The sequence below is a fragment of the Prevotella sp. MA2016 genome (assembly GCF_000619825.1).
Taxonomy (GTDB): Bacteria; Bacteroidota; Bacteroidia; order Bacteroidales; family Bacteroidaceae; genus Prevotella.
Genome location: NZ_JHUW01000011.1, coordinates 49,345 through 74,213, shown reverse-complemented (window position 1 = coordinate 74,213; position 24,869 = coordinate 49,345). Strand labels below are relative to the sequence as shown.

Sequence of the window (24,869 nt, the reverse complement as noted above, 5' to 3'; positions counted from 1 at the left end):
TCTTTAATTCTTCTATTCTTCAATTTTACAATTCTTCAACTTACCAATTCTACTTAATGCCTCGCTCATTCAAGGCTTTGCTATATTTATCGGCATTCTTAAGATGCTCTTGATATGTCTTGGCAAAGTTGTGCGTGCCTGAGAAATCTTCTTTAGCACACATATATAGATAATCGTGGGCTGTACGATTCAGTACAGCATCGATACCTGCAATTGATGCAATCTTTATTGGGCCTGGGGGCAGGCCAGTGTTTTTGTAAGTGTTGTAGGGACTATCAATCTGAAGCATATTGTGGTATATGCGTTTCAAGGCAAAGTCTTTTAATGCAAACTTTATCGTTGGGTCTGCTTGCAGGGGCATGTCAGCTTTCAGTCTGTTCAGGTACATACCTGCAATCATTGGTTTCTCGGCATTGTTGGCCGTCTCTTCATCGATGATGCTGGCAAGTGTGCAGACTTCATTCTTGCTAAGCTTCAATGCTTCTGCCTTGAGGGTTCGTTGCATGTTCCAAAAGTTGTCGTGCTCTTTCTGCATGCGTTTCATCAGATTGTCTATAGAGATGTTCCAATAAACTTCGTAGGTGTTGGGTACAAACAAACATGCGATAGTTGCTGTATCGTAGCCTTGCTGTGCACAAAAAGCGGAATCACTCAGCAGGATGGTTACAGCTAAACTGTCCATCATCAACTTTCGTGAAAGATAACCTGCTAGCCTGTCCATCGTACGACTTTCAGGAATCGTAAGTTTTACAGGCTCTTGATGACCGTTCTTGAGGTTGCGGAATACCTTGATGGTGCTCTGATCGGGCATGATAGCATAGCGTCCGGTACGGATGTTGTCTATATAACCACTATGACGAGATAGCATCTTGAATGCCGATATCCCATGGGCTGATGCTATGGGCTCCAACTTTACGCATACGGAATCAAGATCGTCGTCGTCGTCGATATAAACATATTCAGTGGTGTCGAGTTTTGAAAAACTACCCACAAAATAGTAATATGCAATGCTTAGGATTCCTATTATGCATATAGCAATGGGAACCAGATAGCTTGACTTTTTTATCCAATTCATCTTCATATTCTTGAAAAAACGCTGCAAAGTTACAAAAATCTCTTCACTATTATCGCTAATTTATCATTTTTTTGTAACTTTGCCCTAAAATATGGCTTATGAAACTTAAGTTTTCTATACAATATGGCACTCAATGGGGGCAAAACCTTTATGTGGTTCTGACCTGTTTCGGCATAGACCAGACAAAAAAAACAGAACGGTTGTTGATGACTACCGAAAATGGCTGGGAATGGTCGCTGGAAACAACGGTACTTGAGTCGCGTAAACATCCGATAGCTTCCTTTTCATATCATTACCAGGTGGAAGATGCTGACGGAAATGTACTTAGAAAGGAATGGGATGCAATTCCGAGAACCTATTTCTTTGACTCGGCAAAGAATTATGTGATGGCCGACATGTGGCGGGATGTGCCTTTACAATATCATCTATATAGTAGGGCTTATCTTACTGCCGAGTTTCTTCCTGCTGAAGAGCAGGTGGAGCCTCGTCGTGTGCCTTTGTATAGAAAGACTGTACTGTTTAGGGTTTCTGCACCTCAATTGCAGAAGGGACAGGCGGTTGCTATCATTGGGAGTCATCCTGCGCTTGGTAGCTGGAATGTGGCTCGCTATCTGAGAATGGAGTATATGGGGAGGTTCGAGTGGCAACTTTCCGTGAATGTGGATGCTGTGCTGCTGCCTTTAGAATATAAATATGTTATCATCGAAGATGAGACTCATGCTTTTGTGGCTTGGGAGGAAGGGGATAATCGTACTACAGACGGTTTGTTGCCAGCCGATCAGAGCATGGTGCCTGATGGTACAGTCCTGGTGGCTTATGGTGAGAACTTGAGGGTGAAAGAACGTATCTGGCGAGTGGCAGGTGTTGTAGTACCGGTGTTCTCTCTTCGTAGTACACAGTCGTATGGAGTTGGCGATTTCGGTGATTTGCATAGGCTGGTAGATTGGTGTGTGGCTACAGGAATGAAGGCAATTCAACTGTTGCCTGTTAATGATACGACATGTGTTGGGAACTGGAGTGATTCTTATCCTTATAATATTGTTTCGGCCTTTGCTCTCCATCCTCATTATCTTGATGTAGAGGCTGTTGGTGTGCTAAAAAGTAAGGATAGGATGATTGCGTATCATCGTCAACGCCAGGAACTTAATGCGATTTCTTATAGTGATTATGAGGCAGTAGATCGTGTGAAGCATGCCTATATTGAAGAAGTGTTTGCCGAGAAAGGTAAGCAAACACTTGAGGCTAAAGAGTTTAAAGCATGGCATAACAAAAACCGCCATTGGCTTGAACCGTATGCCAAGTGGCTTGGTGGTAACTATGATTTGGTGTGCTTCACTCAATATCATTTGCATGTGCAACTGAAAAACGTTGCAGATTATGCCCGTTCCAAAGGTGTGTTCTTGAAAGGAGATGTGCCTATTGGGGTGAATGGTGATAGTGTAGAAACTGCGACTCATCCAGACTATTTCCATCTTGATGCGCAAACAGGAGCTCCGCCAGATGCATTTTCGCCGAATGGTCAGAATTGGGGGTTCCCGACATATAACTGGGGGCAGGGGGTCGTTGATTGGTTTCATCAGCGTTTGAAGTGGATGGAGCAGTATTTTGATGCGATTCGTATTGACCATGTACTAGGCTTCTTTCGAGTGTGGGAAATACCAGATAACGCTATCTTTGGCGTGTTGGGGCATTTCTCTCCTTCGTTGCCAATGACTGTTGGAGAGATAGAATACTTCGGACTGCCATTTCGCAAGGATTTGTTTACCCGCGCCTTCATTAATGAGCGGGTCCTGGATAAGCTTTTCGGCGTGCATGCCGGGTATGTTCGAGAGCATTTCTTGATTTCCAAGAGCTATGGACTATATGAATTGAAGTCTGATTATGATACGCAAAAGAAGGTGCGGACAGCTTTTGATGGTCGTACGGACGAGAATAGTCTTTGGATTAGAGATGGCCTCTATCGTCTGATTAGTGACGTGCTCTTCCTTGAAGATTCTCAACAAGCTGGAATGTATCATCCACGTATAGGTGTGATAGGAGAGCCTGTATTTGACGCGCTTAATGCCGAAGAGAAGGATGCTTTTATGCGGCTCTATAATAATTATTATTATCAACGCCATAACTTTTTCTGGGGAGCTGAGGCTATACGAAAGTTGTCTGATGTGTTTGGTACCACTCGGATGCTTTGTTGTGCTGAGGATCTTGGCATGTTGCCGGATTGTGTGGCGCCAGTTCTTGATAAGCTTCGCATTCTCTCTCTCGAAATCCAATCGATGCCCAAGCAGAGTGGTTTTGAATTTGCGCATCTTGATGGTAATCCATATCTTTCGGTTGCAACAATTTCTACACACGACATGTCGCCCTTGCGTCTCTGGTGGTGTGAGAGTCCGGAGCGCACACAACGGTTCTATGTGTCGATGTTGCAGAAACAGGGATGGGCTCCTGAACAGTTACCAGCTCATATTGCTGAAGAAATCATAGCACGGCATTTGTATTGCCCATCAATGCTTTGTATGTTATCATTGCAGGATTGGTTGGCTATGGATGCAGAACTGCGCAATAAGAATCCTCGTGACGAGCGTATTAATGTGCCAAGCGATCCATATAATCGCTGGAAATATCGTATGCATATTACAATAGAGGATTTGTTGAAAGCTGAGAAATATAATAATAAGGTGAAAACCATGATTCAGAGATCTAAAAGATGAAATACAGTACATATATTTTTGACCTTGATGGAACTTTACTTAATACGCTTACTGATTTAGCTGCCTCGTGTAATTATGCTCTTCGTGTGCATGGAATGCCAGAACATTCGGTTGACGATGTTCGACGTTTTGTGGGGAATGGAGTGCGGGTTCTGATGGAAAGGGCTGTGCCAGATGGGGCTGCAAATCCTGGTTTTGAAGCTGTTTTTGCCACTTTTCGTGAGCATTATATGCATCACTCTCTTGACACAACTTGTCCTTATCCTGGAATATCTGAGACCTTGAGCGAATTGAAGAATAGGGGGTGCAGATTAGCTGTTGTAAGTAATAAGATGATGGCCGCAACTGTAGAATTGTGTCATCATTTCTTTCCTGATACAATAGAGGTCGCTATTGGTGAGCATGAAGCTGAAGGCATTCGTAAGAAACCTGCACCAGATACCGTTTTTGCAGCTTTGGCTCAGCTCGGGGTAGAAAAAGAAGGTGCTGTATATGTCGGCGATAGTGATGTGGATGTTCAGACTGCAGCTAATGCAGGTTTGCCTTGCATTTCCGTGTTGTGGGGATTCCGTAATCGTGATTTCTTGGAAAAACATGGAGCGAAGACTTTTATCTCCGCTCCATATGAATTATTGTAATGCTATAATGTGTATTTAAAGTTGCTGCAATCTCGCAATATATTTGCCGAGAATGTCAAACTCGATATTGACGACAGAGCCAATCTGAATGTCACAGAAGTTAGTGTGCTCAAAGGTGTATGGGATGATGGCTACCTGAAAGGTGTTTGATGTGGGGTTGCAAACAGTTAGGCTCACACCATTCACTGTTACACTGCCTTTATCGACGGTGAAATATCCCTTTAATGCCATTTCACGATTCTCGGGATATTCGAATGTGAAATAGGTGGAACCGTTGGCATCTTCGATGGCGATGCAGCGTGCTGTCTCATCCACATGGCCTTGAACGATATGACCGTCTAATCTGCCATTCATTAACATAGAACGCTCTACGTTGACCTTGTCGCCAACTTTGAGCAGACCGAGATTGGTACGGTCTAGCGTCTCTTTCATGGCAGTAACAGTATAGGTGTCATTGTCGATGGCAACTACAGTAAGGCAGACGCCATTATGAGCAACGCTCTGATCAATCTTTAATTCGTTGACAAACGTGCATGTTAATGTGAAATCGATATTCTCGCGATCCTTGTGGATAGCTGTTACTGTGGCAAATTCTTCGATGATTCCGGAAAACATAATTATCTAGTCTTAATTATCAATTGTCAATAATCAATTGGAAAAGAAAGGGTACGTGCCGATGATTTGGTGAAAACTCCTGTTTCACACGATGTGGGGGCTCCCTGCTGTTGTAATCCACCGGCATTGCTGCTCTCCTATAGAGGATAATCGTGGCCCGCCATTGGCAAGAGAAACGATCCCGATTTGTTTTGTTAATGTAGAGTATCCCGATCTATCAGGCACGACCCATTGTTTCTGCTGCAAAGATACAACTATTTTGTGACTTATCCAAACCTTTTGCTGTTTTTCTTGGTAAATAGAAACTTTTTCTATATCTTTGCACACAAAAATAGATGGAAATGGGAAAGACTATATGTATCATTGCAGGGGCTAGACCTAATTTTGTAAAGGTGTCCCCCTTGGTTAGAGCGATTGATAAAAATCCGCAAACAACCTGTTTGCTGGTTTATGCTGGTAGTGAGAATGATCCAACTTTGGAAGCGTCGTTGTTTGATGATTTGCAGATGGCGCGTCCACAATATTATTTAGGTGTAAATTCTACGAGTTTAAATGAGATCACAAGTCAGGTGATGGCCCGGTTTGATGCCTTTCTTGATGAGCACTTGGTTGATGTGGTGATTGTGGTGGATGACCTGGCATCAACAATGGCTGCCGCTATTGTTGCAAAGAAACGAGGTATACGATTGGCTCATCTGGTGGCAGGAACTCGCTCGTTTAACATAAACATGCCCAAAGAAATTAATCGATTGGTAATTGATGCTCTGTCTGACTATCTGTTTACGGCTGGTGTGAAAAGCACCGGAGTGGCAACGCGTGAACAATCTGAAAGTTCGCAGACATATTTGGTTGGAAACATACTGATGGATACGCTGCGCTTTAATTATGACCGAATGAGAAAACCCGTTTCAATCCCGTCGCTAGAAGATAAACAGTATTTGGTGTTTACATTAAACCGTAAAGCACTTCTGGCTGATGTCGAGAACTTGACAAAAATGCTGAAGGTAATGGTGGAATCGGCTGCTGGCATACGTATTATTGCTCCTTTGCGTGGTGAAGCTCGCAAAGTGGTTGAGGCGATGGGCTTGAATATCGAAATCGTTGATCCATTGGGCTATTTGGAATTTGGCTGGTTGACTGCTCATGCTCTAGGTGTTATTACCGACTCGGGTAATGTGGCGGAAGAGGCTACATTTAATAGTGTGCCTTGTATTACATTAAACGATTATACGGAGCATCAGGAAACAGTGAATATCGGTTCGAATGTTCTGGTAGGCGAGGATGCAGACAAACTGAGAGAAGCAATGCAGAAAATGGTTAAGGGAGAGTGGAAAAAAAGCGCTCTGCCTGACCGTTGGGATGGTCGAACAGCAGAGCGCATTGTTCAAATCTTATTAGCTTAATCGTTAGCTTAATAATTTTCGGCTTTTACCTGGAAGTATGCCTGTGGATGATTGCATGCTGGGCAAACTTCTGGGGCTTTCTTGCCGATAACGATATGACCGCAGTTAGAGCACTGCCAAATAACGTCATTGTCTTTTGAGAAAACACACTCTTTCTTGACATTGTCGAGCAACTTGCGATAGCGAGCTTCGTGCTCAGCTTCAATCTTTGCTACAAGCTCGAATTTGATGGCAATCTCATCAAATCCTTCTTCGCGGGCTTCCTTTGCCATGCGAGCATACATGTCTGTCCACTCGTAGTTCTCACCATTGGCGGCTGCTTCCAGATTCTCTGGAGTACTCTTAATAGCGCCACCCTCCAAATACTTGAACCACAATTTGGCATGCTCTTTCTCGTTGTTAGCGGTTTCTTCAAAAATGGCAGCTATCTGTACGTAGCCATCTTTCTTAGCCTTTGATGCCCAGTAACTGTACTTGTTGCGTGCCTGCGACTCACCTGCAAATGCTTCCTGCAGATTCTTCTCGGTTTTTGTTCCTTTAAGATCCTTCATGTTTTTTACTTGTTTAGTTGAATGATAATAATTGTTGGGGCAAAGATACAATAATAAAATGATATCTGCAAATTTTAAATGCTCTTTTTATTTTTATTATAATAAGGTACGCGAGAATAGATTAAAAAGAAGTACCGAAAGTGAACAAAATGGAAAACTTTTGTGGTTTTTAAAAAGGAAAAGTTTTCCAAAAAGAAAACCTCGTGTTTGGATAGGTTTACTTTTTGAGATAATATGTGTGTGATGGCAGCTTTGTTTTTATCGAGAATGTTATGAGTAAGCGGAGTTGTCTTTGAATAATTGTAAATGTATTGTAAATCAGAATGTTACGTTGTGATATTATAGTGTGTTATCTCAATATTAACTTTAATTTAGATAACTTTTATTGGCATTTGGAAACTGATTTTGCGTTTATTTTGTATCTTTGCAATCGCATTCGGTTTTCCTTTTTGGAAAACTTTTCCGAATTAAAAAACAAAAAAGTTTCCCAAAAAGTAAATCTTGAGGATAGATAGAATAACAAAACTTAAATAAAAAAGGAATAATTAAAATGGAAATTAAAAATTTTACCATCACTAAACGAGACGGTTCAAAAGACCTGTTCTCGCTTGACAAAATTATGAATGCTATCGTTAAAGCTTTCGAGAGCGTTCAGGAGCCTGCTGACCTAGCCATCGTATCTAAAATCTTGAATCACCTTGACATGCATGACAACATTACTGTGGAGGATATTCAGAATCAGGTGGAAGAGGCCCTTATGCGTGAAGGCTATTTTAAGGTTGCCAAATCTTTTATTCTCTATCGTCAGTTGCACTCTGAGGATCGTGAGACACTTGAGAAAATGGTGTTCCTTTCAGAATACTGTGAATCGGTGAATGCTGCTACTGGATCAAAGTATGATGCCAATGCCAATGTAGAGCATAAGAATATTGCTACACTGATTGGCGAATTGCCTAAGTCGAATTTTATCCGTTTGAACCGTAGACTCCTGACTGACCGTATTAAGAAAATGTATGGTAAGCAGTTGGCCGATGAGTATATCGACAAACTGACACACCACTTTATATATAAGAACGACGAAACTTCGTTGGCTAACTACTGTGCTTCTATTACCATGTATCCTTGGTTGATTGGCGGAACGCTAGCTATTGGTGGCAACTCTACTGCGCCTACAAATATGAAATCGTTTGCAGGTGGCTTTGTTAACATGGTGTTTATGGTGAGCTCAATGCTTAGTGGGGCTTGTGCCACACCTGAGTTCCTGATGTATATGAACTACTTCATGGGCAAGGAGTATGGTCTTGATTATTACAAACGCGCTGATGAACAGGCTGACCTCAGTCTGAAAAAGCGTACTATTGATAAGATTATCACTGACTATTTCGAACAGATTGTATATACACTGAATCAGCCTACCGGCGCACGTAACTATCAGGCTGTGTTCTGGAATATTGCTTACTATGATCGCTATTATTTTGAGAGCATCTTTGGTGAGTTTTATTTCCCTGATGGTTCGAAACCTGATTGGGATGGATTGTCTTGGTTGCAGAAGCGATTCATGAAGTGGTTCAATCAGGAGCGCACCAAAACCTTACTAACGTTCCCAGTGGAGACTATGGCATTGCTGGTTGACGAGAATGGTGAGTGTAAGGATAAAGAGTGGGGAGAGTTCACTGCTGAAATGTATTCAGAAGGCCACTCGTTCTTTACCTATATGAGTGATAATGCAGACTCTTTGTCTAGTTGCTGCAGATTACGTAATGAAATTACAGATAACGGCTTCAGCTATACACTTGGTGCAGGTGGTGTAAGTACCGGATCTAAGAGTGTACTTACGATTAATCTGAACCGTTGTATTCAGTACGCAGTTAATCATAAACTGGATTATTTGGAATATCTGGGTGGCGTCATTGACCTATGCCATAAGGTGCAGCTTGCCTATAATGAAAACTTGAAGGATCTGCAGAGACAAGGTATGTTGCCTTTGTTTGATGCTGGCTATATTAATATCGCCAGACAGTATCTCACTATTGGAATCAATGGATTGGTAGAAGCTGCCGAGTTTATGGGGCTGAAGATTACGCCTAACGATGAATATCTGCATTTCGTACAGGGTATTCTTGGTTTGGTTGAAAAGTATAACCGTCAGTATCGTTCTAAGGATGTGATGTTTAACTGTGAAATGATTCCAGCGGAAAATGTTGGCGTAAAGCATGCTAAATGGGATCGTGAAGATGGTTATTTTGTACCACGTGATTGCTACAATAGCTATTTCTATGTGGTTGAGGATGATTCCTTGACTATTATAGATAAGTTTAAACTTCACGGAGCACCATACATTGAGCACTTGACTGGTGGTTCTGCTTTGCACATGAATTTGGATGAGCACTTGTCTAAGGAGCAGTATATGCACCTCTTGAAAGTGGCTGCTAAGGAGGGATGTAACTACTTTACATTTAATATCCCCAACACTGTATGTAATGATTGTGGGCATATTGATAAGCGTTATCTGAAGGAATGTCCTCACTGTCATTCAAAGAATGTTGATTACATGACCCGTATCATAGGTTACCTGAAACGTGTCAGCAATTTCTCACAGGCTCGTCAGGAAGAGGCTGCTCGCCGCTATTATGCAGGGGAGAATAAGTTATGCTGAAATACGTTAATACTGGTATAGTTTTTCAAGAAATACCCGACGAAGTGACACTGGCAATTAATATTAGTAATTGCCCGTGTCGCTGTCCTGGGTGTCATAGCTACTATTTGTGGGAAGATGTCGGATTGCCACTTGATGCTGGGGCTATAGACTCTTTTGTGGAGAAGTATGGTACGGATATCACTTGTATTTCTTTTATGGGAGGGGATGCAGAGCCAAAAGCTGTCAACCAGTTGGCACTCTATATTCGGGAGGTTTATCCAGAGTTCAAGGTGGCCTGGTATAGTGGTAAGACTATCATCTCGTCGGCAATCAATAAGCTTGATTTCGATTATATTAAAGTTGGACCATTTATCAAGCATCTAGGACCTCTGAAGAGTAAAACTACTAATCAAAGGCTCTATCGGATAAAGGAAAATGGCGTGATGGAAGATATTACCTCGCGTTTCTGGAAAAAATAGGAGAGATGTCATTAGAAAGACATCTCTCCTCTTATACTCTGTTGCATGTATTTTCGAATAGTCTCCGGGTCATCAGGGTAATGTGCTTGGAGGAACATGAGTTTTGTTACTGCTGCTTCTACGGTTGAATCACGTCCGCTGATAACACCTGCTTCTTGAAGGTGGTAACCGCAGTCATAGCGACTCATCTCAACAGCTCCTTGCATACATTGACTGATGTTTACTATCACCTTGCCATTGCGAGAACCTTCTCGTAGCGCATTCAGTAGCCAAGGTCTCTGTGGAGCATTGCCGCTGCCGAAGGTGCGCATTACAATCGCTTTCAGATTGGGCGTGTGAATGATGTGACGAATCAAATCTTCACGAATGCCGGGGAAAAGCGAGAAGATGATGACATTATTGTCTAATCGGAAGTGAGGTGTCATGGGTTTGTTCCAATCTGGTTTCAGTATGCGGTCGTGATGGTAGGTGATGTTTACACCCGCTTCAACCAGGTGGGGGTAGTTGAATGATTCGAAGGCATTAAACTCTTCTGCGCTCTGCTTGGTTGTACGGTTGCCTCGAAGCAGATGACCGCCAAAATATATGCCTACCTCTGGAACTAGGGCATGACCATTGCTATCTTTGGCTGCGGCTATCTCTACGGCTGTAATCAGATTCTCCTTGCCGTCGGTCCTCAATTGTCCGATTGGAAGTTGTGAACCTGTGAATATAACTGGCTTTGTGAGATTTTCCAACATATAAGATAGGGCCGAAGCAGTGTATGCCATTGTGTCGGTGCCGTGTAATACAACGAAACCATCGTATTGGTCATAATGGTCGGCTATACAATGCGATATGTCTGTCCACATTCGTGGCGACATATCGCTGGAATCGATAGGCGGGTCGAACTGATAGGTCTCGATCGTTATATCAAACTGTTTCAGCTCGGGGACATTATTGAGTAAATGTTCAAAATCAAACGGCTCAAGAGCCCCAGTGTGAGGGTTCCTGTTCATGCCAATGGTGCCTCCTGTATATATGAGGAGTACTTTACTGCGGTACGTCATCGTTTACGTTTTATTTTTCTGCAAAGATAGTGCTTTTATCCGAGATTTTAATTATCTTTGCAGAAAATTTTAATGAAGAACCTATAAATATACAGTGTTATGAAGCAATTCAATGATGATAACTTCGTTCTAGAGACCCAGGTGGCGCAGGACTTGTATCACAATCATGCGGCAAAGATGCCCATTATCGACTATCATTGTCATTTGATTCCAGAGATGGTGGCCAAAGACCATAAGTTTAAGAGTATTACAGAGTTGTGGTTGGGAGGCGATCATTATAAGTGGCGTGCCATGCGTACAAATGGTGTCGATGAAAAGTATTGTACAGGTAAGGACACTAGCGATTGGGAAAAGTTTGAAAAGTGGGCCGAGACTGTTCCTTATACTTTCCGTAATCCTCTTTATCACTGGACTCATCTAGAGCTGAAGACTGCTTTTGGAATTACTAAACAGCTCTCTCCAAAAACTGCTCGTGAGATTTTTGATGAGTGTAATGAAAAACTTCAGCAGCCCGAGTTCTCTGCTCGCGGTTTGATGAAACACTATAATGTAGAGTGTGTATGCACAACCGATGATCCTATTGATGACCTGCATAACCACATTGAGTATGCCAAGTCAAAGGCTAAGGATGATCCTATGATGATTCCTGCATGGCGTCCTGACAAGGCAATGAATATCGAAAAACCAGAATTTCCAAAGTATGTTGAGCAGCTTGCAGAGGTAAGCGGTATTAGCATCGTGAAGTTTGCTGATATGGTAGATGCTTTGCAGAGACGTCATGATTTCTTTGCAGAGAATGGTTGTAAGCTTTCTGATCATGGTATTGAGGAGTTCTATGATGAGGAATACACTGATTCTGAGATAGAAACTATCTTTGAGAAGGCAATGCGTGGCCAGCAGCTTTCTAAACTTGAAATCCGCCAGTTCAAGAACTGCTTCCTGACAGTGATGGCTGAGATGGATGCTGATGCTGATTGGACTCAGCAGTTCCACTATGGTGCTATTCGCGATAATAATACTAAGATGTTTAATCAGCTTGGTCCTGACACTGGTTTCGATTCTATTGGTGAGTTTAATACTGCACGTGCAATGTCGAACTTCCTGAACAAACTCAATATGAAGGATAAGCTTACGCGTACCATATTATATACATTGAATCCATGTGCCAATGAGGTGATTGCCACTATGCTTGGTAACTTCCAGGGTGGTGAGCCTGGCAAGATTCAGTTTGGTTCAGGATGGTGGTTCAATGATCAGATGGATGGTATGGTTCGTCAGATGAATGCCCTTTCTGTTCTTGGATTGCTGAGCCGTTTTGTTGGTATGCTTACTGATAGTCGCTCTTTCCTGAGCTATCCACGTCATGAGTACTTCCGTCGTATCCTTTGTAATATTCTTGGAAACGATGTAGAGAAGGGGCTTCTGCCATGTGATATGGAGATTCTCGGACGTATGGTTGAGGATATTAGCTACAATAACGCTCGACGTTACTTCAAGTTCTATTAATCAGGCACTTGATAAAAACATAAAAAATGCGCAGATTCTTTTGAGTCTGCGTTTTTTTTTGTAATTTTGCCGCCAATATGAGATATAACGCAGGATATAACCGAGAGGGTGATTATGAACACCTGGTGGTCAACGAGTCGATGCCGTTGTTGGAATGGCTGTTGGCCAATGTTCAGCAAAGTCGTTCTAAAATTAAGGCTACTTTGCAGGGTAGAGGAATCAAGGTAAATGGTAAGACTGTGAGTCAGTTTGATTTTCAGTTGGAACCAGGAATGAAGGTCGCTATTAGCAAAACAAAGCGAAATCAGCAATCGTTCAAGAGCCGTTATGTGAAAATCGTTTATGAGGACAAATGGTTGATTGTGATAGAGAAAGCCGAAGGCATCCTCTCGATGGCTGCTGGTCATTCTTCATTGAATGTGAAGACTGTGCTTGACGATTACTTCAAAAAGTCGCGCCAAAAGTGTACTGCTCATGTGGTTCATCGATTGGACCGTGATACCAGCGGTTTGATGGTATATGCCAAGGATATGGAAACTGAGCAGATATTGGAACATAATTGGCACGATATTGTTTACGACCGCCGCTATGTGGCTGTTTGTTCTGGCGAAATGGAGAATGATGAAGGAACCATTGCTAACTGGTTGAAGGATAATAAGGCTTATGTTACTTATTCTTCACCAACAGATAATGGCGGTAAATATGCAGTAACTCATTATCATGTGTTGGATCGTACCACAGAGCATTCACTTGTGGAATTCAAATTGGAGACAGGACGAAAAAATCAGATTCGTGTGCATTCGGCAGATATGGGGCACCCCGTATGTGGCGATTCTAAGTACGGTAATGGTGATGATCCTATACACCGCTTGTGTCTGCATGCATGGCTTTTGTGTTTCCATCACCCCATAACAGGTGAACCTATGGAGTTCGAGACACCTGTTCCAACTGCATTCAAAAAACTATTTAAGTAATATGGGAAACGTGAGTTATTACATATTTGTACTTGTAGCCATCATTGTAGCCTTCTTGGTGATAAAGAAAGTAGCTTCTTGTCTCATCAAGTCGGCTGTACTGATAGTTCTGATGGTACTGCTTGCTGCTATTTATTATCTGTATCTGCGATAGCAGCCTCTTCAGGAAATATTTGATCGAAAGCTGCACGTAATTGTTGTGACTGCTCGATAATGGTTCTCAATTCGTTAAGGCGTTTGGCGTTTGGCGAATTGGGAATCCATAATTTGATATAGCCGTCTTTAGAGTATTTATTACCCATGTGCTCTTTAAAACGCTCCCAGTGTTCCTCAATAGATTTCTCAGGATAGTTGGCTAGACCAAACTGAATACAGCGGCGTATAATTCTCTCTGGGTCAATGTCTCTGTCGGCTTCAGCTACAATTTTGCCATAAATCGAGCGTGGACTGCGACTTGCAGAAGCACGATGATCTTCAACGGCCTCTTTCATGATCTTAATTTGTTCTGGCGAGAACCATTTCTTCAGACGGGCATCTGTAGCCAATATCTTACCACCACGAATATGGTGGTCGGCACGATGACCGCACATGCCCAAGTCGTGATAGGCGGCAATAGTATATACCATGTTTGTATCTGCTCCGGTAGAACGTACAAGTTCAAGGGAATTACGTATAACTCTTGTTACGTGCTCCATGTTATGGGCACGATCAAACTCTGCGTATTTGGGTAGGATCTGTGTCTCGATAAACTCCACTAAATCCAGACTAGGGGTATTGCTTGTCATAAAAAGTTTTGATTTTCTTTGCAAATATACAAAAAAGTAGTTACTTTTGCAAGAAATTTTGTAAAATTATGGAAGAAGAACAGAAAATTGTGACGAATTCGGCTAAGGCTTGGTTGCTGGCGGCACGTCCTAAGACATTGTCGGGAGCTGCCGTTCCTGTGATGATAGGTGTGGCATTAGCCTATTCTGACTCATCTTTATATGGCGAGGGCGCTTTTAGTTGGATTGCTGCTTTGCTTTGCTTCTTGTTTGCGTTCGCTATGCAGATAGATGCTAATTTTATTAACGACTTTTTTGACTATGTGAATGGTACAGATGATGCTGAGACACGATTAGGTCCACGCAGAGCTTGTGCACAAGGTTGGGTGAAGCTGGAGTCAATGAAGAAAGCGATAGCTCTGACTACTTGCATTGCTTGTGTAATTGGTCTGCCTCTTGTGTATTATGGAGGTTGGGAAATGGTGCTGGTAGGTATGCTGTGTGTGGTGTTCGCGTTCCTTTATACTACATGGTTCTCTTATCAGGGACTTGGTGATTTGCTTGTACTTGTGTTTTTTGGATTGGTGCCAGTTTGCTGTACATATTACGTGCAGCTGCATGCTTTTACATGGGAGGTCTTGATGGCTTCGATAGCTTGCGGACTGGTGATTGATGCGCTTTTGATTATTAATAACTTCCGTGATAGGGATAATGATCGGGAGGCTGGTAAGAATACAATTATCGTACTTCTAGGTGCTGAAGCTGGTTTACAATTATATATAGGTGTTGGGATTGGTGCCATTATTCTTGGCGGAGCATTTCTGATGAACGGACATCCATTGGCTTTTTTGCTTCCTATTATTTATCTGGCGCTTCATTTCTTTACTTATTTGAAAATTAAGCGTATATACCAAGGAAAAGCGCTGAATCTCTGCTTAGGAGAAACAGCGCGTAATATATTTATCTATGGTGTATGCGTCAGCCTTGGGATTTTGCTTCTTTAGTTAAAGAAAGGCCAGGAAACGCCAAAATGCAGAACTGATCCGTTGGATGGGTAGTGGGGCGTAAGGAACTTCATGTGGTTGGCACCGCTATTTACGACGTTACTCATTACCAGGAAGAATCTTACACCCTTCAGCGTCATGTTGGCGTAGATATCTACAAAGGGGAACTCACCTAACTCTACACGGCTATCCTCATTCTGCTGAATAGCAAACTGATTGATGGCTGGACAGAAGTCAGGAGCATAATACTTGGTGAAGTATGTTGCATCAGCTCCCAGTTCCACACCAAGCACCTTTGCAATTTTGAATTTCAGATATAGGTTGGTGAAAATGTTCAGGTCGGGCAGGGGTAATACCTCCTGCTTGCTCGATTTCTGATACGTGATAATATTTTCCCAGTTCAGAGGACCCAAACGGAAATTCTGGTGCAACTGTGCTGTTAGTATCTGTATATTCTTGCTTTCTTGATATACACCTGCAGTCATATTTTTGCGAGCACCATTATTTGTCATGTCGTAACTCATGCCGTAGTAGGTGTAGTTCTTAAGGTTTTCAACAGCTATGCGTAGTTTCGTGTCGGTCTTCTGATAGCTGAATACACCTTCTATTCGGCTGCGGGTTTCGCGACTAAAATCATTGTCCCACCAGATATGCTTTGAATGATAAGTGCTCATAAGAAATACGGGATTGCATTGCTGGTAGAATGCTGATGCTGCCAACTGTACCGTATCACCAAATAATGGGAAATTGAGATCGGTGCTGAAGTCGATCATCATGTCGCCCGCATCTGCACCTGATAGCCATCTCTCAGCGGTGAGGTTGAAATGCAGGGCTTTACCCTGAGTCTTGCTGAGTTGTGCACCGAGAGTCAAGTTATATTCGGTCCATTTGTTGAAACGCAATAAGTTGTTGTCGAATTCTGGCATCTGATAGCTATTGTGTTCGTATGACGCAAATACCTTTAATCCGGCTTTTACATATTTATTGAATCCTTCGAGCAGAGCTACGCCAAGTGTATTCTTGACTTGAAGATGCTTAACCTGGTCATAAATAGAGTCGTTGCCAAATCTTAAACCTTTATCATAGTAGGTGTCCTTATAATAATTGGTGGGCGTGACATAGGCCTGATAAATGCGGTCGTAATTGTTGATGTCGAGCGTGTGGATGAAACTGGTAACAGGTACGTACTCGCGTTTCATGGTTGCATCGATAGAGTCCTGAATGGCCTGTAATCGGTTCAGACTGTCAATAGCTGCTAAGCCATCTACCTTAATACGGGTTGTATCAACAACCATGTCGAGTGAGTCCTTTTGAGGTTCCTTGCCCATTATCTTTGCACCTTCAGGTCGGCCTGAAGGTTTCTTCTTGTCCTTTTCTCTGTACGATTTGTTATCGTCTGAATCTTGCTCATCTTTTGCAGCCTCGTGCTCCTTCATGGATTCTCGGGCAAACTGGCGGGCTTTGATTTCCTCGTCGGTCATCTTTACCATACGATAAAAACCAAAATTGTAGCGATGGCTCAAAAAGAGATGCTGGTGGTTGTTGCGATTCCAGTTTCTTGAGAGAACGGTGGGAATTTCGCTTTCGGTATAATTGTCGGTAAATGACTCTGGGTGAGTGACATATTCGTCAGCTGTGATACCACCATTTTCTGAGGCTTTCTGGTGCGCTGCATTGAAGAAAAAGTGCATCTGATAGCGATCGCCAGTGTAAGAAGCAAACAGAGTACCATTAAAGTGTGAGTTGTTCTGGTTGCTATAGTAGCCCCTGGCGTATGCATAGTCTAAGTCGAAACCGACATTGAGGCGTTTGTTGGCATTAACTGCAAACTTCGCATCGATGTGGTCCTCACCATTAGTCTTGTCGCCACAATTGTCGTAAAGAACGGTGGTATAGGGCGATAAGGTGTTCATAAACAAGAATGATTCGGGGGGCTTGTTTACGAAACTGTAAGGCTCAGTAAAAATAAAGTAATCGCCATACGAACGATCGATGAAAATACGACTCTGTCTGGCAGTATAATTGCTTCCTACGGTGTTGTAATCTCCATACATGCCACTGTTGAATGTTGTATTCATAAACAAGTGGGGCAGTGTGTCAGGCTGTGCAGGAATTATATCACCAAATCTTCTGTCTATATTCCAAGTGTAGAAACCTTTGGGTATCTCCTTGTGTGCTGTAGTGTCCTTGCTGTGTTTGTTGAAGTTCTCGTTGCTACGGCTAACGTTTCCGTACTCGTCAATCTGGTTAAACTCACGATCTGTCTGTGCGCTGATTTGTACCAGAGCCAGTAGTGCTACGAAAAGTGTGGATAGTCTTTTGTACATAGATTATTTTATCATTCGCATTGCCGATTCGGCTATTTTGAAGCACATTGAGAATAAGATGATGTACAAACCGAGGTTGTGTCGTTCTTCATTCTTGGAGAGAAAAAGAATCACACCCACGGTTGCGCCGATCATAAAGATAATATTCAGAATATTACGTATCAGGTCTTTGCTCATGCTTTTATTTGTCGTTTAACAGTGAGTTGAATTTTGTGAAGATGAAATCTTTACGGTCTATAGTCTTGCGGCGGAACTTGGCCGAAAGAGGATAGAGCTTAGTGTGCTTTTTGTTAACGGCATACTTGTCGGTAATCCATTCCTCAGCTGTATAGTGAACAGGCTTGCGCTCAATGTTGTAATCATACGAGATATGAGCAATTTTAACCTCGGCTTGTTCGTTGGCGCATTTTACGATGAGCTGGAAGTGGAATTGGGTGCGGTCGAGTGATAAAGAAGAGTTCTTGAATACCAACCACTCATGGAAGATGGCTCCTAATTCAAACTTTTCTGTGTCTTTGATTACAACGGCACTGTTGGCAATCTGGTTGGGCTCATTAACCATTTTCTCCATCTGTTTAAGCAGAATGTCATAAATCTGTTGAGCTGATTTTCCTGGTGCCTTGATGGTGGTTTGCCAGCAAACTCTTCCTTCGATTACAGGCACAGCACCCTCTGCCAGATACTTTGCATCTGGATTCTCTTTCTCTACGGGTTCTTGTTCTATACGCTCCCAAGTGTTGTCCTGAGCCGAAGCTATTACAGGCATTGCCATCAGAATGGCTATCAAAAACTTTTTCATATCAATTTTATTTTTAATAAAAACCATGCAAAAGTACGAAGATTTTTTTATAATCACGCACGAATATCATGTATTTTTTAATTCTTTAATTATTTGAGTATTTAATTTTTATTTTAGTTCCAACTCCTTTTGTAAACGAACTATTTCGTCACGATATTGGGCTGCTTGCAGGAAGTCCAACTGTTTGGCGGCTTCTTTCATTTTTCTCGTAGTTTCTTCTATCAGCTTCTCCATCTGTGGTCTGGTCATACGCTCCTCTATCGGGTCGGCTGCCATCATTGTTCCTGTTTCTCCCTTTTCCGCGGCTGTAGAGAAGTTGCGAATCAGTTCTTTGGTATCAGCGCGATTCTCCTTTTGAAGGGCACTGAATGAAAGATTCTTTACAATCTGCTTGGGCGTAATATGATGCTCTTCATTGTATTTCATCTGCTTCATCCTGCGTCGCAATGTCTCGTCGATAGTGAGTTGCATAGAGGCTGTGATAGTGTCGGCGTACATAATCACCTTTCCATTCACATTTCGAGCAGCACGACCGGCGGTCTGGGTTAGACTGCGATGGCTGCGTAGGAAACCCTCTTTGTCTGCATCTAGGATGGCTACCAATGATACTTCAGGCAGGTCGAGGCCTTCACGTAGCAGGTTGACACCAACAAGTACGTCATAAACACCTTGTCGCAGGTCGCTCAGAATCTTTACACGGTCAAGTGTGGCTACATCGCTATGGATATAAGCGGTGCTGATGTTATGGTTCAGTAGGTACTCTGTCAGCTCCTCCGCCATTCGTTTGGTTAGGGTGGTGATGAGTACACGTTCGCCTCGCTGATTGCGTGCCAGTATTTCGTCAAGTAAGTCGTCAATCTGATTCTCGCTGGGGCGTACTTCTATTTCAGGATCAAGCAGGCCTGTAGGGCGAATCACCTGTTCTACTACCACACCTTCAGCTTCATTCAGTTCGTAGTCGGCTGGTGTAGCACTTACATAGATGACTTGATTCACTTCTTTCTGGAATTCCTCAAACTTCAGAGGGCGGTTGTCAAATGCTGCAGGCAGGCGGAATCCGTATTCTACCAGGTTTTGCTTGCGGCTTCTGTCGCCACCATACATGGCACTGATTTGCGGAACGCTTACATGGCTCTCATCTATGATGAGGAGATAGTCGTCGGGGAAGAAATCCAGAAGGCAATAGGGGCGTTCGCCTGCCTGACGGCCATCGAAATAGCGACTGTAGTTCTCAATTCCAGAACAATGCCCTAATTCTTTGATCATTTCCATATCATACTCCACACGCTCCTTAATACGCTGTGCCTTGATGGTATCGCCAATCTCCTCAAAATAGAGTACTTGTTTCATCAGGTCGTCCTGAATCTGACGGATGGCAATATTGGTTTGCTCCTGTGAAGTCATGAATAGGTTGGCTGGATAGAGACGATATTCGTCAAAACTGGCCAAACGATCGAAGGTTACAGCGTCCATCTCCTCAATGGCATCAATCTCGTCGTCCCAGAAAGTGATTCGAAGAACTACTTCACTATAAGCCATGGCAATATCCACCGTATCGCCTTTCACACGGAAGTTGCCTCGTTGTAAATCAAGGTCGTTGCGAACATATAATGCTTGTACTAACTTTCTTAACAGTGCGTTGCGATCCAGTATCTGTCCTTTCTTCAGTTCGATCACATTTTCTTGTAGGGCGACAGGACTTCCCATACCATAGATACATGAAACTGAAGATACAACAACAACATCGTTTCTGCCTGATAATAAATTAGATACGGCTGACAATCTCAATCTGTCTATTTCTTCGTTGATTGCCAGGTCTTTCTCGATATAAGTGTCTGTGGTAGGAAGGTAAGCTTCTGGTTGGTAATAGTCATAATAGCTAACATAGTACTCTACAGCATTCTGTGGAAAAAAGCCCTTCATCTCCTCATACAACTGAGCTGCTAGGGTCTTGTTATGACTTAGGATGAGGGTGGGGCGATTGTGCTGCGCAATGACGTTTGCCATCGTAAATGTCTTTCCTGAACCTGTTACGCCGAGTAGTACTTGGGCATGGTCGCCACGGTCCAATCCCTCAGTCAACTGACGTATCGCTTCTGGTTGATCGCCAGTTGGTTTATATTCCGATGTAAGTATAAATTTGCTCATTGAGGTGCAAAGATACGAATAAGTTATTAAAAAAACATCAAAAAACGCCAAAAACCTTACATAAAACTTTGTTATTTGACCGAAAAGTGCTAATTTTGCACCCCGAATATGAATAAAGGTATCATTACATTGGCATGTGCAGCTTTACTGCTTAGCAGTTGCGCTTCAGAGTTTAACAGTGTCTACAAGTATGGCGACACTGATTATAAGTATGAGTATGCTAAAGAAGCATTTGCATGTGGAAAATTTCAGCAGGCTGTTTCACTGTTGGAAGAACTGGTGACTATCAAAAAAGGCTCTGACGAAGCTCAGGAATGTCTCTATATGTTGGGTATGGCCCAGTATGGTAACATGGATTATGATGCTGCTTCGGAAACCTTTAAGAAATACACTACTAGTTATCCTCGTGGCACTTATGCCGAGTTGGCTTATTTTTATGTTGGCCAGTCGCTCTATCAAAGTGCTCCAGAGCCACGACTTGATCAGTCGCCAACAAATGGTGCTATTACTGCTTATCAGCAGTTCCTGGATCTCTTTCCAGAGTCAGAACTGCGTCCTCAGGCTCAGTCGCGCCTTTATGAGCTTCATGACAAGTTGATTCAAAAAGAATACCTTTCTGCCGAGCTCTATTATAATCTTGGCGGATATTTTGGTAATATTAACTCTAATGAGGAGAGTAATTACAATGCTTGTATCATTACGGCTCAAAACTGCCTGAAGAACTACCCTTATTGCAGTATTCGTGAGGAGTTGATGCTGCTCATTATGAAGGCAAAGTTCGAATTAGCTGAGAATAGTTCGGAAGAGAAGCGCATGGATCGCTATCGCGATGCCGAGGATGAATGCTATGGATTCCTGAATGAGTTCCCTGAGTCTAAGAATGCTGCTACAGCTGAGAAGTTTATTAATAAGTGCAAAAAAGTTATTAAAGATTAAGATATGGATTACAAGAAGTCAAAAGCACCGGTTAACACCGTTACACGTAACATTATGGATCTGTGTGAAGATACAGGTAATATCTACGAGAGCGTAGCTATCATTGGAAAGCGTGCCAACCAGATTAGCCTTCAGATTAAGGACGATCTCTCAAAGAAGCTGGCAGAGTTCGCTTCGTACAACGATTCACTCGAGGAGGTATTCGAGAATCGTGAGCAGATTGAGATTTCTCGTTACTATGAGAAGCTGCCCAAACCAAGTCTTCTGGCTACTCAGGAGTTTATTGAGGATAAGGTTTACTGGCGTGATCCTTCTCGCGAGAACCAGAATCAGGAAGATTAATATGATACAGCGTAAGCAGACATTATATCTTTTGGCGGCCATTATTATGACCGTCATTTGTCTTTGTATGCAGATTGGTTCATTTAAGTTGGGGGGTGTTACTGTAGCAAAGGTGTTCAACCTTTGGTTTACCGACCCTCTGGGCAAGCATCATTTTGATACTTGGCCCTTGATGGCTGTTCTGCTGCCTACAGCGGTAATTGCTACCTATACCATATTTATATATAACAACCGTAAGATGCAGGCCTTGTTCTGTCTCTTCAATGTGTTGTTTATCATTGGTTGGTATGTGGTATTCTTTGTTGTAGGTCAGATGGTTGGCGATAAGTCATGGGGAGCTGTTGTTTTCCGTCCCTCATGGCCAGCTGTGTTCCCCGCTATCTCGCTGATACTCTACTTGATGGCTCGCCGAGCTATCCTAGCAGATGAAAAGCTGGTTCGCTCGATGGATAGAATCCGATAAAAAACGATAAGTTTTAGGTGTAATTTGCACTCTAGGTACTTTTCAATTGCAAAGTACTTAGAGTGCATTTTTTCTTTAGGTACTTTTTTTAGAGTAAAAATTTGCATTTTAGGAAGAATATATTTATCTTTGCAATTGTTAGGAACATGTTATTACTAAATATCAAACACTTACGAATATGAAAAAACAACTGATTGCATGTTTTGCGTTGTTGATGGGAATAGCTACTGCATCGGCACAAGAGTATTATGAGCGTGGGGTTTTTAACCACGTTGGGGTGAATGTATCGGCAAGCACCGAGGGTATCGGCGTGGGTGTAGCTGCACCTATTACCGACTATCTGGAGCTGAGTGCTGGTGTGAACTTTCTACCTGGTATCAAGGTTAAGGGCGATGTAAACGTCGACTTCAATATTCCTGCAGGATACGACATCCCCACTGAGGATAAGGTGAAAATTACTGGAAACTTTAAGCGAACCACATTTGATGTGAAGCTGAATGTTTATCCTTTTGGCGACAAATCGTCGTTCTTCCTAGCGGGAGGAATGTCTATAGGAGGAAAGAAGATGGCTGAGCTCACTGGTCATAGCGATGTGGTTAGTGCTGCATTTACCAAATATGGTAGCGATCCCGTTATCGGTCCTCAGCTGAAGGACATGTTCATAGCCGAGCTTGACAAATATGACATTAAGTTTGACGAGAAGGGTGATGTTAATGGTGATATCCGTGTAAAGAATTTCCGTCCGTACGTCGGACTGGGTGTGGGACGCCTGGTACCCAAGCATCGCGTAGGTTTTCGTTTCGAGGCTGGCTGCCAGTTTATGGGAAAGCTTAAAGTATATCAAGACAATAAGGAGGTTAAGATAAACGAGTTGAACGATAGCGATGATGACTTATCAAAGATCATTGATAAATGGACCGTTTATCCAGTACTGAAACTTACGATTACTGGTCGCATATTCTAAGCGAAAACAATAATCCCCACTCAAGCGAGTGGGGATTTCTATTGTAGATATAGTATCTAGTAAGCGATTACTTATCAAGCTCGGCCAGGTTAGCGGCAATCATCTCATCAGTAACGGTGTAGTTCTGCAGGTCGCCCTTGATGAATGAGTCGTAGCTTGGCATATCGATAAGTCCGTGACCTGAGAGGTTGAACAGTATCACCTTCTCTTCGCCAGTTGCGATGCACTTCTTAGCCTCGCGGATGGTGGCTGCGATGGCATGACAGCTCTCGGGAGCAGGGATGATACCCTCGGTGCGAGCAAACAGCATACCAGCCTCGAAAGTTTCGAGCTGTGGAATATCGACACCACGCATCAAACCGTCCTTCAGCAACTGACTCACAATCACACCTGCACCATGATAGCGCAAGCCACCAGCATGGATGTTGCTTGGCTTGAAGTTGTGACCCAGTGTGAACATTGGCAGCAATGGGGTGTAACCAGCCTCGTCGCCAAAGTCGTATCGGAACTGTCCGCGTGTCAGCTTAGGACAGCTGTCGGGCTCGGCAGCAATGAACTCAGTCTTCTTACCATCGCACAGGTTATGACGCATGAATGGGAAGGCGATTCCACCGAAGTTAGAGCCTCCACCAAAGCAGGCAATCACGATATCAGGATACTCGCCAGCCATCTCCATCTGCTTCTCGGCCTCAAGACCGATGATGGTTTGATGCAAACCTACGTGGTTCAATACCGAACCCAGCGTGTACTTACAGTTAGGCGTGCTTGTGGCCAATTCTACAGCCTCAGAGATGGCTGTGCCCAGCGAACCTGTGTGATTTGGATCGCGAGTAAGAATATCCTTACCGGCACGTGTTGACATCGAAGGCGAACCCTCAACCACAGCACCAAAGGTGCGCATAATGCTCGAACGGTATGGCTTCTGCTGCATGGTAATCTTTACCTGATACACAGCACAGTCGAGACCGTAGATTTTGGCGGCATACGAAAGAGCTGCACCCCACTGTCCGGCACCAGTTTCTGTGGTCACGTTAGTGGTTCCTTCCTGCTTGGCATAATAGCACTGGGGAATGGCAGAATTGATTTTATGTGAACCTAATGGGTTGGTACTTTCGTTCTTGAAATAAATGTGAGCGGGTGTTCCCAAAGCCTCTTCAAGTGCATAGGCACGAACCAATGGGGTTGAACGATAGAACTTGTACTTCTCAAGTACTTCTTCGGGAATATCAATCCAGCGATGTTCTGTGTCAAGTTCTTGCACACAGCATTCACGAGGGAAGATGTGTGCCAAATCGTCTACACCCAGAGGCTGCTTGGTGGCAGGATGGATGGGAGGCATAGGTTTGGTTGGCATGTCTGCCTGAATGTTGTACCACTGTGTGGGAATCTCACTCTCTTGGAGGATGAATTTCTTTTGTTTGGACATAATAATTAAGTTTTAGAATTTGAAATTCTTGCCTGAGCAAGCGGCAAGGCCGATTACCGA

Annotated in this window: 23 protein-coding genes; 14 read left to right on the top strand and 9 right to left on the bottom strand. The window is 43.1% G+C overall.

Going from position 1 to position 24,869, the window contains the following annotated elements; all coding sequences use genetic code 11:
• Positions 1–49: 49 nt before the first annotated feature.
• Complete coding sequence (mltG, locus tag T360_RS0109050) at positions 50–1,075, bottom strand: endolytic transglycosylase MltG (RefSeq protein ID WP_028912499.1); 1,026 nt, start codon at positions 1,073–1,075, stop codon at positions 50–52.
• Positions 1,076–1,173: 98 nt separating this feature from the next.
• Between mltG and T360_RS0109045 the strand changes: the two genes are divergently transcribed.
• Positions 1,174–3,783, top strand: coding sequence for a 4-alpha-glucanotransferase (locus T360_RS0109045; protein ID WP_028912498.1), 2,610 nt, complete (start codon positions 1,174–1,176; stop codon positions 3,781–3,783).
• Positions 3,780–4,421 carry an HAD family hydrolase gene (locus T360_RS0109040; protein ID WP_028912497.1) on the top strand — a complete coding sequence of 214 codons (642 nt, stop codon included), beginning with the start codon at positions 3,780–3,782 and terminating at the stop codon, positions 4,419–4,421. The genes T360_RS0109045 and T360_RS0109040 overlap by 4 nt, the downstream gene beginning before the upstream one ends.
• 15 nt (positions 4,422–4,436) lie before the next feature.
• On the opposite strand, the gene T360_RS0109035 is transcribed toward T360_RS0109040, so the two are convergent.
• Entirely contained in the window at positions 4,437–5,036 is a 600-nt protein-coding gene (locus tag T360_RS0109035; protein WP_028912496.1) for a riboflavin synthase, read from the bottom strand.
• 341 nt (positions 5,037–5,377) lie between these two features.
• On the opposite strand from T360_RS0109035, the gene wecB reads away from it, so the two are divergent.
• Entirely contained in the window at positions 5,378–6,439 is a 1,062-nt protein-coding gene (gene wecB, locus T360_RS0109030) for a non-hydrolyzing UDP-N-acetylglucosamine 2-epimerase (protein WP_028912495.1), read from the top strand.
• A gap of 8 nt (positions 6,440–6,447) precedes the next feature.
• Here wecB and rbr read toward each other — a convergent pair whose 3' ends face one another.
• On the bottom strand, positions 6,448–6,990 hold the full coding sequence (rbr, locus tag T360_RS0109025) for a rubrerythrin (RefSeq protein ID WP_028912494.1): 543 nt from the start codon (positions 6,988–6,990) through the stop codon (positions 6,448–6,450).
• 550 nt (positions 6,991–7,540) lie between these two features.
• On the opposite strand from rbr, the gene nrdD reads away from it, so the two are divergent.
• A complete protein-coding gene (nrdD, locus tag T360_RS0109015) occupies positions 7,541–9,646 on the top strand; it encodes an anaerobic ribonucleoside-triphosphate reductase (protein WP_028912492.1) in 2,106 nt (701 codons plus the stop codon).
• Positions 9,640–10,107, top strand: a complete 468-nt coding sequence (gene nrdG, locus T360_RS0109010; protein WP_028912491.1) for an anaerobic ribonucleoside-triphosphate reductase activating protein — start codon at positions 9,640–9,642, stop codon at positions 10,105–10,107. The genes nrdD and nrdG overlap by 7 nt, the downstream gene beginning before the upstream one ends.
• Positions 10,108–10,118: 11 nt before the next feature.
• Here nrdG and T360_RS0109005 read toward each other — a convergent pair whose 3' ends face one another.
• On the bottom strand, positions 10,119–11,156 hold the full coding sequence (locus tag T360_RS0109005; RefSeq protein WP_028912490.1) for an asparaginase: 1,038 nt from the start codon (positions 11,154–11,156) through the stop codon (positions 10,119–10,121).
• Between the two features lie 99 nt (positions 11,157–11,255).
• Here T360_RS0109005 and uxaC point away from each other — a divergent pair, with 99 nt between their 5' ends.
• Genes uxaC through T360_RS16375 form a run of 4 tightly spaced genes read left to right on the top strand, consistent with a single transcriptional unit; the run spans position 11,256 to position 13,790 of the window.
• Complete coding sequence (gene uxaC, locus T360_RS0109000) at positions 11,256–12,662, top strand: glucuronate isomerase (RefSeq protein WP_028912489.1); 1,407 nt, start codon at positions 11,256–11,258, stop codon at positions 12,660–12,662.
• Positions 12,613–12,726, top strand: coding sequence for a hypothetical protein (locus T360_RS16730; RefSeq protein WP_369793503.1), 114 nt, complete (start codon positions 12,613–12,615; stop codon positions 12,724–12,726). Before uxaC ends, T360_RS16730 begins: the two co-directional genes overlap by 50 nt.
• A gap of 13 nt (positions 12,727–12,739) precedes the next feature.
• On the top strand, positions 12,740–13,636 hold the full coding sequence (locus tag T360_RS0108995) for an RluA family pseudouridine synthase (RefSeq protein WP_028912488.1): 897 nt from the start codon (positions 12,740–12,742) through the stop codon (positions 13,634–13,636).
• Between the two features lies 1 nt (position 13,637).
• A complete protein-coding gene (locus T360_RS16375; protein ID WP_197019296.1) occupies positions 13,638–13,790 on the top strand; it encodes a hypothetical protein in 153 nt (50 codons plus the stop codon).
• On the opposite strand, the gene T360_RS0108985 is transcribed toward T360_RS16375, so the two are convergent.
• The gene (locus T360_RS0108985; RefSeq protein WP_028912487.1) at positions 13,765–14,421 is read right to left on the bottom strand and encodes an HD domain-containing protein; all 657 of its coding nucleotides are present in this window, start codon (positions 14,419–14,421) and stop codon (positions 13,765–13,767) included. The two genes, T360_RS16375 and T360_RS0108985, sit on opposite strands and share 26 nt — an antisense overlap.
• Before the next feature lie 68 nt (positions 14,422–14,489).
• Here T360_RS0108985 and menA point away from each other — a divergent pair, with 68 nt between their 5' ends.
• Positions 14,490–15,404, top strand: coding sequence for a 1,4-dihydroxy-2-naphthoate octaprenyltransferase (gene menA, locus T360_RS0108980; protein ID WP_028912486.1), 915 nt, complete (start codon positions 14,490–14,492; stop codon positions 15,402–15,404).
• Here menA and T360_RS0108975 read toward each other — a convergent pair.
• The 3 genes from T360_RS0108975 to uvrB all read right to left on the bottom strand — a co-directional run bounded on the left by T360_RS0108975 (position 15,401) and on the right by uvrB (position 20,678).
• Positions 15,401–17,731: a putative porin gene (locus tag T360_RS0108975; protein ID WP_028912485.1), complete on the bottom strand. Its 2,331-nt coding sequence runs from the start codon at positions 17,729–17,731 to the stop codon at positions 15,401–15,403. The two genes, menA and T360_RS0108975, sit on opposite strands and share 4 nt — an antisense overlap.
• 181 nt (positions 17,732–17,912) lie before the next feature.
• Positions 17,913–18,530, bottom strand: a complete 618-nt coding sequence (locus T360_RS0108965; protein WP_028912484.1) for a DUF4468 domain-containing protein — start codon at positions 18,528–18,530, stop codon at positions 17,913–17,915.
• A 108-nt stretch (positions 18,531–18,638) separates the two neighbouring features.
• Positions 18,639–20,678: an excinuclease ABC subunit UvrB gene (gene uvrB, locus T360_RS0108960; protein ID WP_028912483.1), complete on the bottom strand. Its 2,040-nt coding sequence runs from the start codon at positions 20,676–20,678 to the stop codon at positions 18,639–18,641.
• A gap of 108 nt (positions 20,679–20,786) precedes the next feature.
• Here uvrB and T360_RS0108955 point away from each other — a divergent pair, with 108 nt between their 5' ends.
• The 4 genes from T360_RS0108955 (at position 20,787) to T360_RS0108940 (ending at position 23,383) form a co-directional block, all read left to right on the top strand.
• Positions 20,787–21,614: an outer membrane protein assembly factor BamD gene (locus T360_RS0108955; protein WP_028912482.1), complete on the top strand. Its 828-nt coding sequence runs from the start codon at positions 20,787–20,789 to the stop codon at positions 21,612–21,614.
• Positions 21,615–21,617: 3 nt separating this feature from the next.
• A complete protein-coding gene (locus T360_RS0108950) occupies positions 21,618–21,956 on the top strand; it encodes a DNA-directed RNA polymerase subunit omega (RefSeq protein WP_013063820.1) in 339 nt (112 codons plus the stop codon).
• 1 nt (position 21,957) lies between these two features.
• Positions 21,958–22,419 (top strand): DUF4293 domain-containing protein, encoded by a 462-nt coding sequence (locus T360_RS0108945; RefSeq protein WP_028912481.1) that lies wholly within the window; start codon positions 21,958–21,960, stop codon positions 22,417–22,419.
• Positions 22,420–22,597: 178 nt separating this feature from the next.
• Positions 22,598–23,383 carry a hypothetical protein gene (locus T360_RS0108940; RefSeq protein ID WP_028912480.1) on the top strand — a complete coding sequence of 262 codons (786 nt, stop codon included), beginning with the start codon at positions 22,598–22,600 and terminating at the stop codon, positions 23,381–23,383.
• 67 nt (positions 23,384–23,450) lie between these two features.
• Here T360_RS0108940 and T360_RS0108935 read toward each other — a convergent pair whose 3' ends face one another.
• Positions 23,451–24,809 (bottom strand): TrpB-like pyridoxal phosphate-dependent enzyme, encoded by a 1,359-nt coding sequence (locus T360_RS0108935; protein ID WP_028912479.1) that lies wholly within the window; start codon positions 24,807–24,809, stop codon positions 23,451–23,453.
• Between the last annotated feature and the right edge of the window lie 60 nt (positions 24,810–24,869).

Bases quoted from the DNA above. Each gene is read 5' to 3' on its own strand.
- mltG (WP_028912499.1), bottom strand. From the start codon at position 1,075: ATGAATTGGATAAAAAAGTCAAGCTATCTGGTTCCCATTGCTATATGC.
- T360_RS0109045 (WP_028912498.1), top strand. From the start codon at position 1,174: ATGAAACTTAAGTTTTCTATACAATATGGCACTCAATGGGGGCAAAAC.
- T360_RS0109040 (WP_028912497.1), top strand. From the start codon at position 3,780: ATGAAATACAGTACATATATTTTTGACCTTGATGGAACTTTACTTAAT.
- T360_RS0109035 (WP_028912496.1), bottom strand. From the start codon at position 5,036: ATGTTTTCCGGAATCATCGAAGAATTTGCCACAGTAACAGCTATCCAC.
- wecB (WP_028912495.1), top strand. From the start codon at position 5,378: ATGGGAAAGACTATATGTATCATTGCAGGGGCTAGACCTAATTTTGTA.
- rbr (WP_028912494.1), bottom strand. From the start codon at position 6,990: ATGAAGGATCTTAAAGGAACAAAAACCGAGAAGAATCTGCAGGAAGCA.
- nrdD (WP_028912492.1), top strand. From the start codon at position 7,541: ATGGAAATTAAAAATTTTACCATCACTAAACGAGACGGTTCAAAAGAC.
- nrdG (WP_028912491.1), top strand. From the start codon at position 9,640: ATGCTGAAATACGTTAATACTGGTATAGTTTTTCAAGAAATACCCGAC.
- T360_RS0109005 (WP_028912490.1), bottom strand. From the start codon at position 11,156: ATGACGTACCGCAGTAAAGTACTCCTCATATATACAGGAGGCACCATT.
- uxaC (WP_028912489.1), top strand. From the start codon at position 11,256: ATGAAGCAATTCAATGATGATAACTTCGTTCTAGAGACCCAGGTGGCG.
- T360_RS0108995 (WP_028912488.1), top strand. From the start codon at position 12,740: ATGAGATATAACGCAGGATATAACCGAGAGGGTGATTATGAACACCTG.
- T360_RS16375 (WP_197019296.1), top strand. From the start codon at position 13,638: ATGGGAAACGTGAGTTATTACATATTTGTACTTGTAGCCATCATTGTA.
- T360_RS0108985 (WP_028912487.1), bottom strand. From the start codon at position 14,421: ATGACAAGCAATACCCCTAGTCTGGATTTAGTGGAGTTTATCGAGACA.
- menA (WP_028912486.1), top strand. From the start codon at position 14,490: ATGGAAGAAGAACAGAAAATTGTGACGAATTCGGCTAAGGCTTGGTTG.
- T360_RS0108975 (WP_028912485.1), bottom strand. From the start codon at position 17,731: ATGTACAAAAGACTATCCACACTTTTCGTAGCACTACTGGCTCTGGTA.
- T360_RS0108965 (WP_028912484.1), bottom strand. From the start codon at position 18,530: ATGAAAAAGTTTTTGATAGCCATTCTGATGGCAATGCCTGTAATAGCT.
- uvrB (WP_028912483.1), bottom strand. From the start codon at position 20,678: ATGAGCAAATTTATACTTACATCGGAATATAAACCAACTGGCGATCAA.
- T360_RS0108955 (WP_028912482.1), top strand. From the start codon at position 20,787: ATGAATAAAGGTATCATTACATTGGCATGTGCAGCTTTACTGCTTAGC.
- T360_RS0108950 (WP_013063820.1), top strand. From the start codon at position 21,618: ATGGATTACAAGAAGTCAAAAGCACCGGTTAACACCGTTACACGTAAC.
- T360_RS0108945 (WP_028912481.1), top strand. From the start codon at position 21,958: ATGATACAGCGTAAGCAGACATTATATCTTTTGGCGGCCATTATTATG.
- T360_RS0108940 (WP_028912480.1), top strand. From the start codon at position 22,598: ATGAAAAAACAACTGATTGCATGTTTTGCGTTGTTGATGGGAATAGCT.
- T360_RS0108935 (WP_028912479.1), bottom strand. From the start codon at position 24,809: ATGTCCAAACAAAAGAAATTCATCCTCCAAGAGAGTGAGATTCCCACA.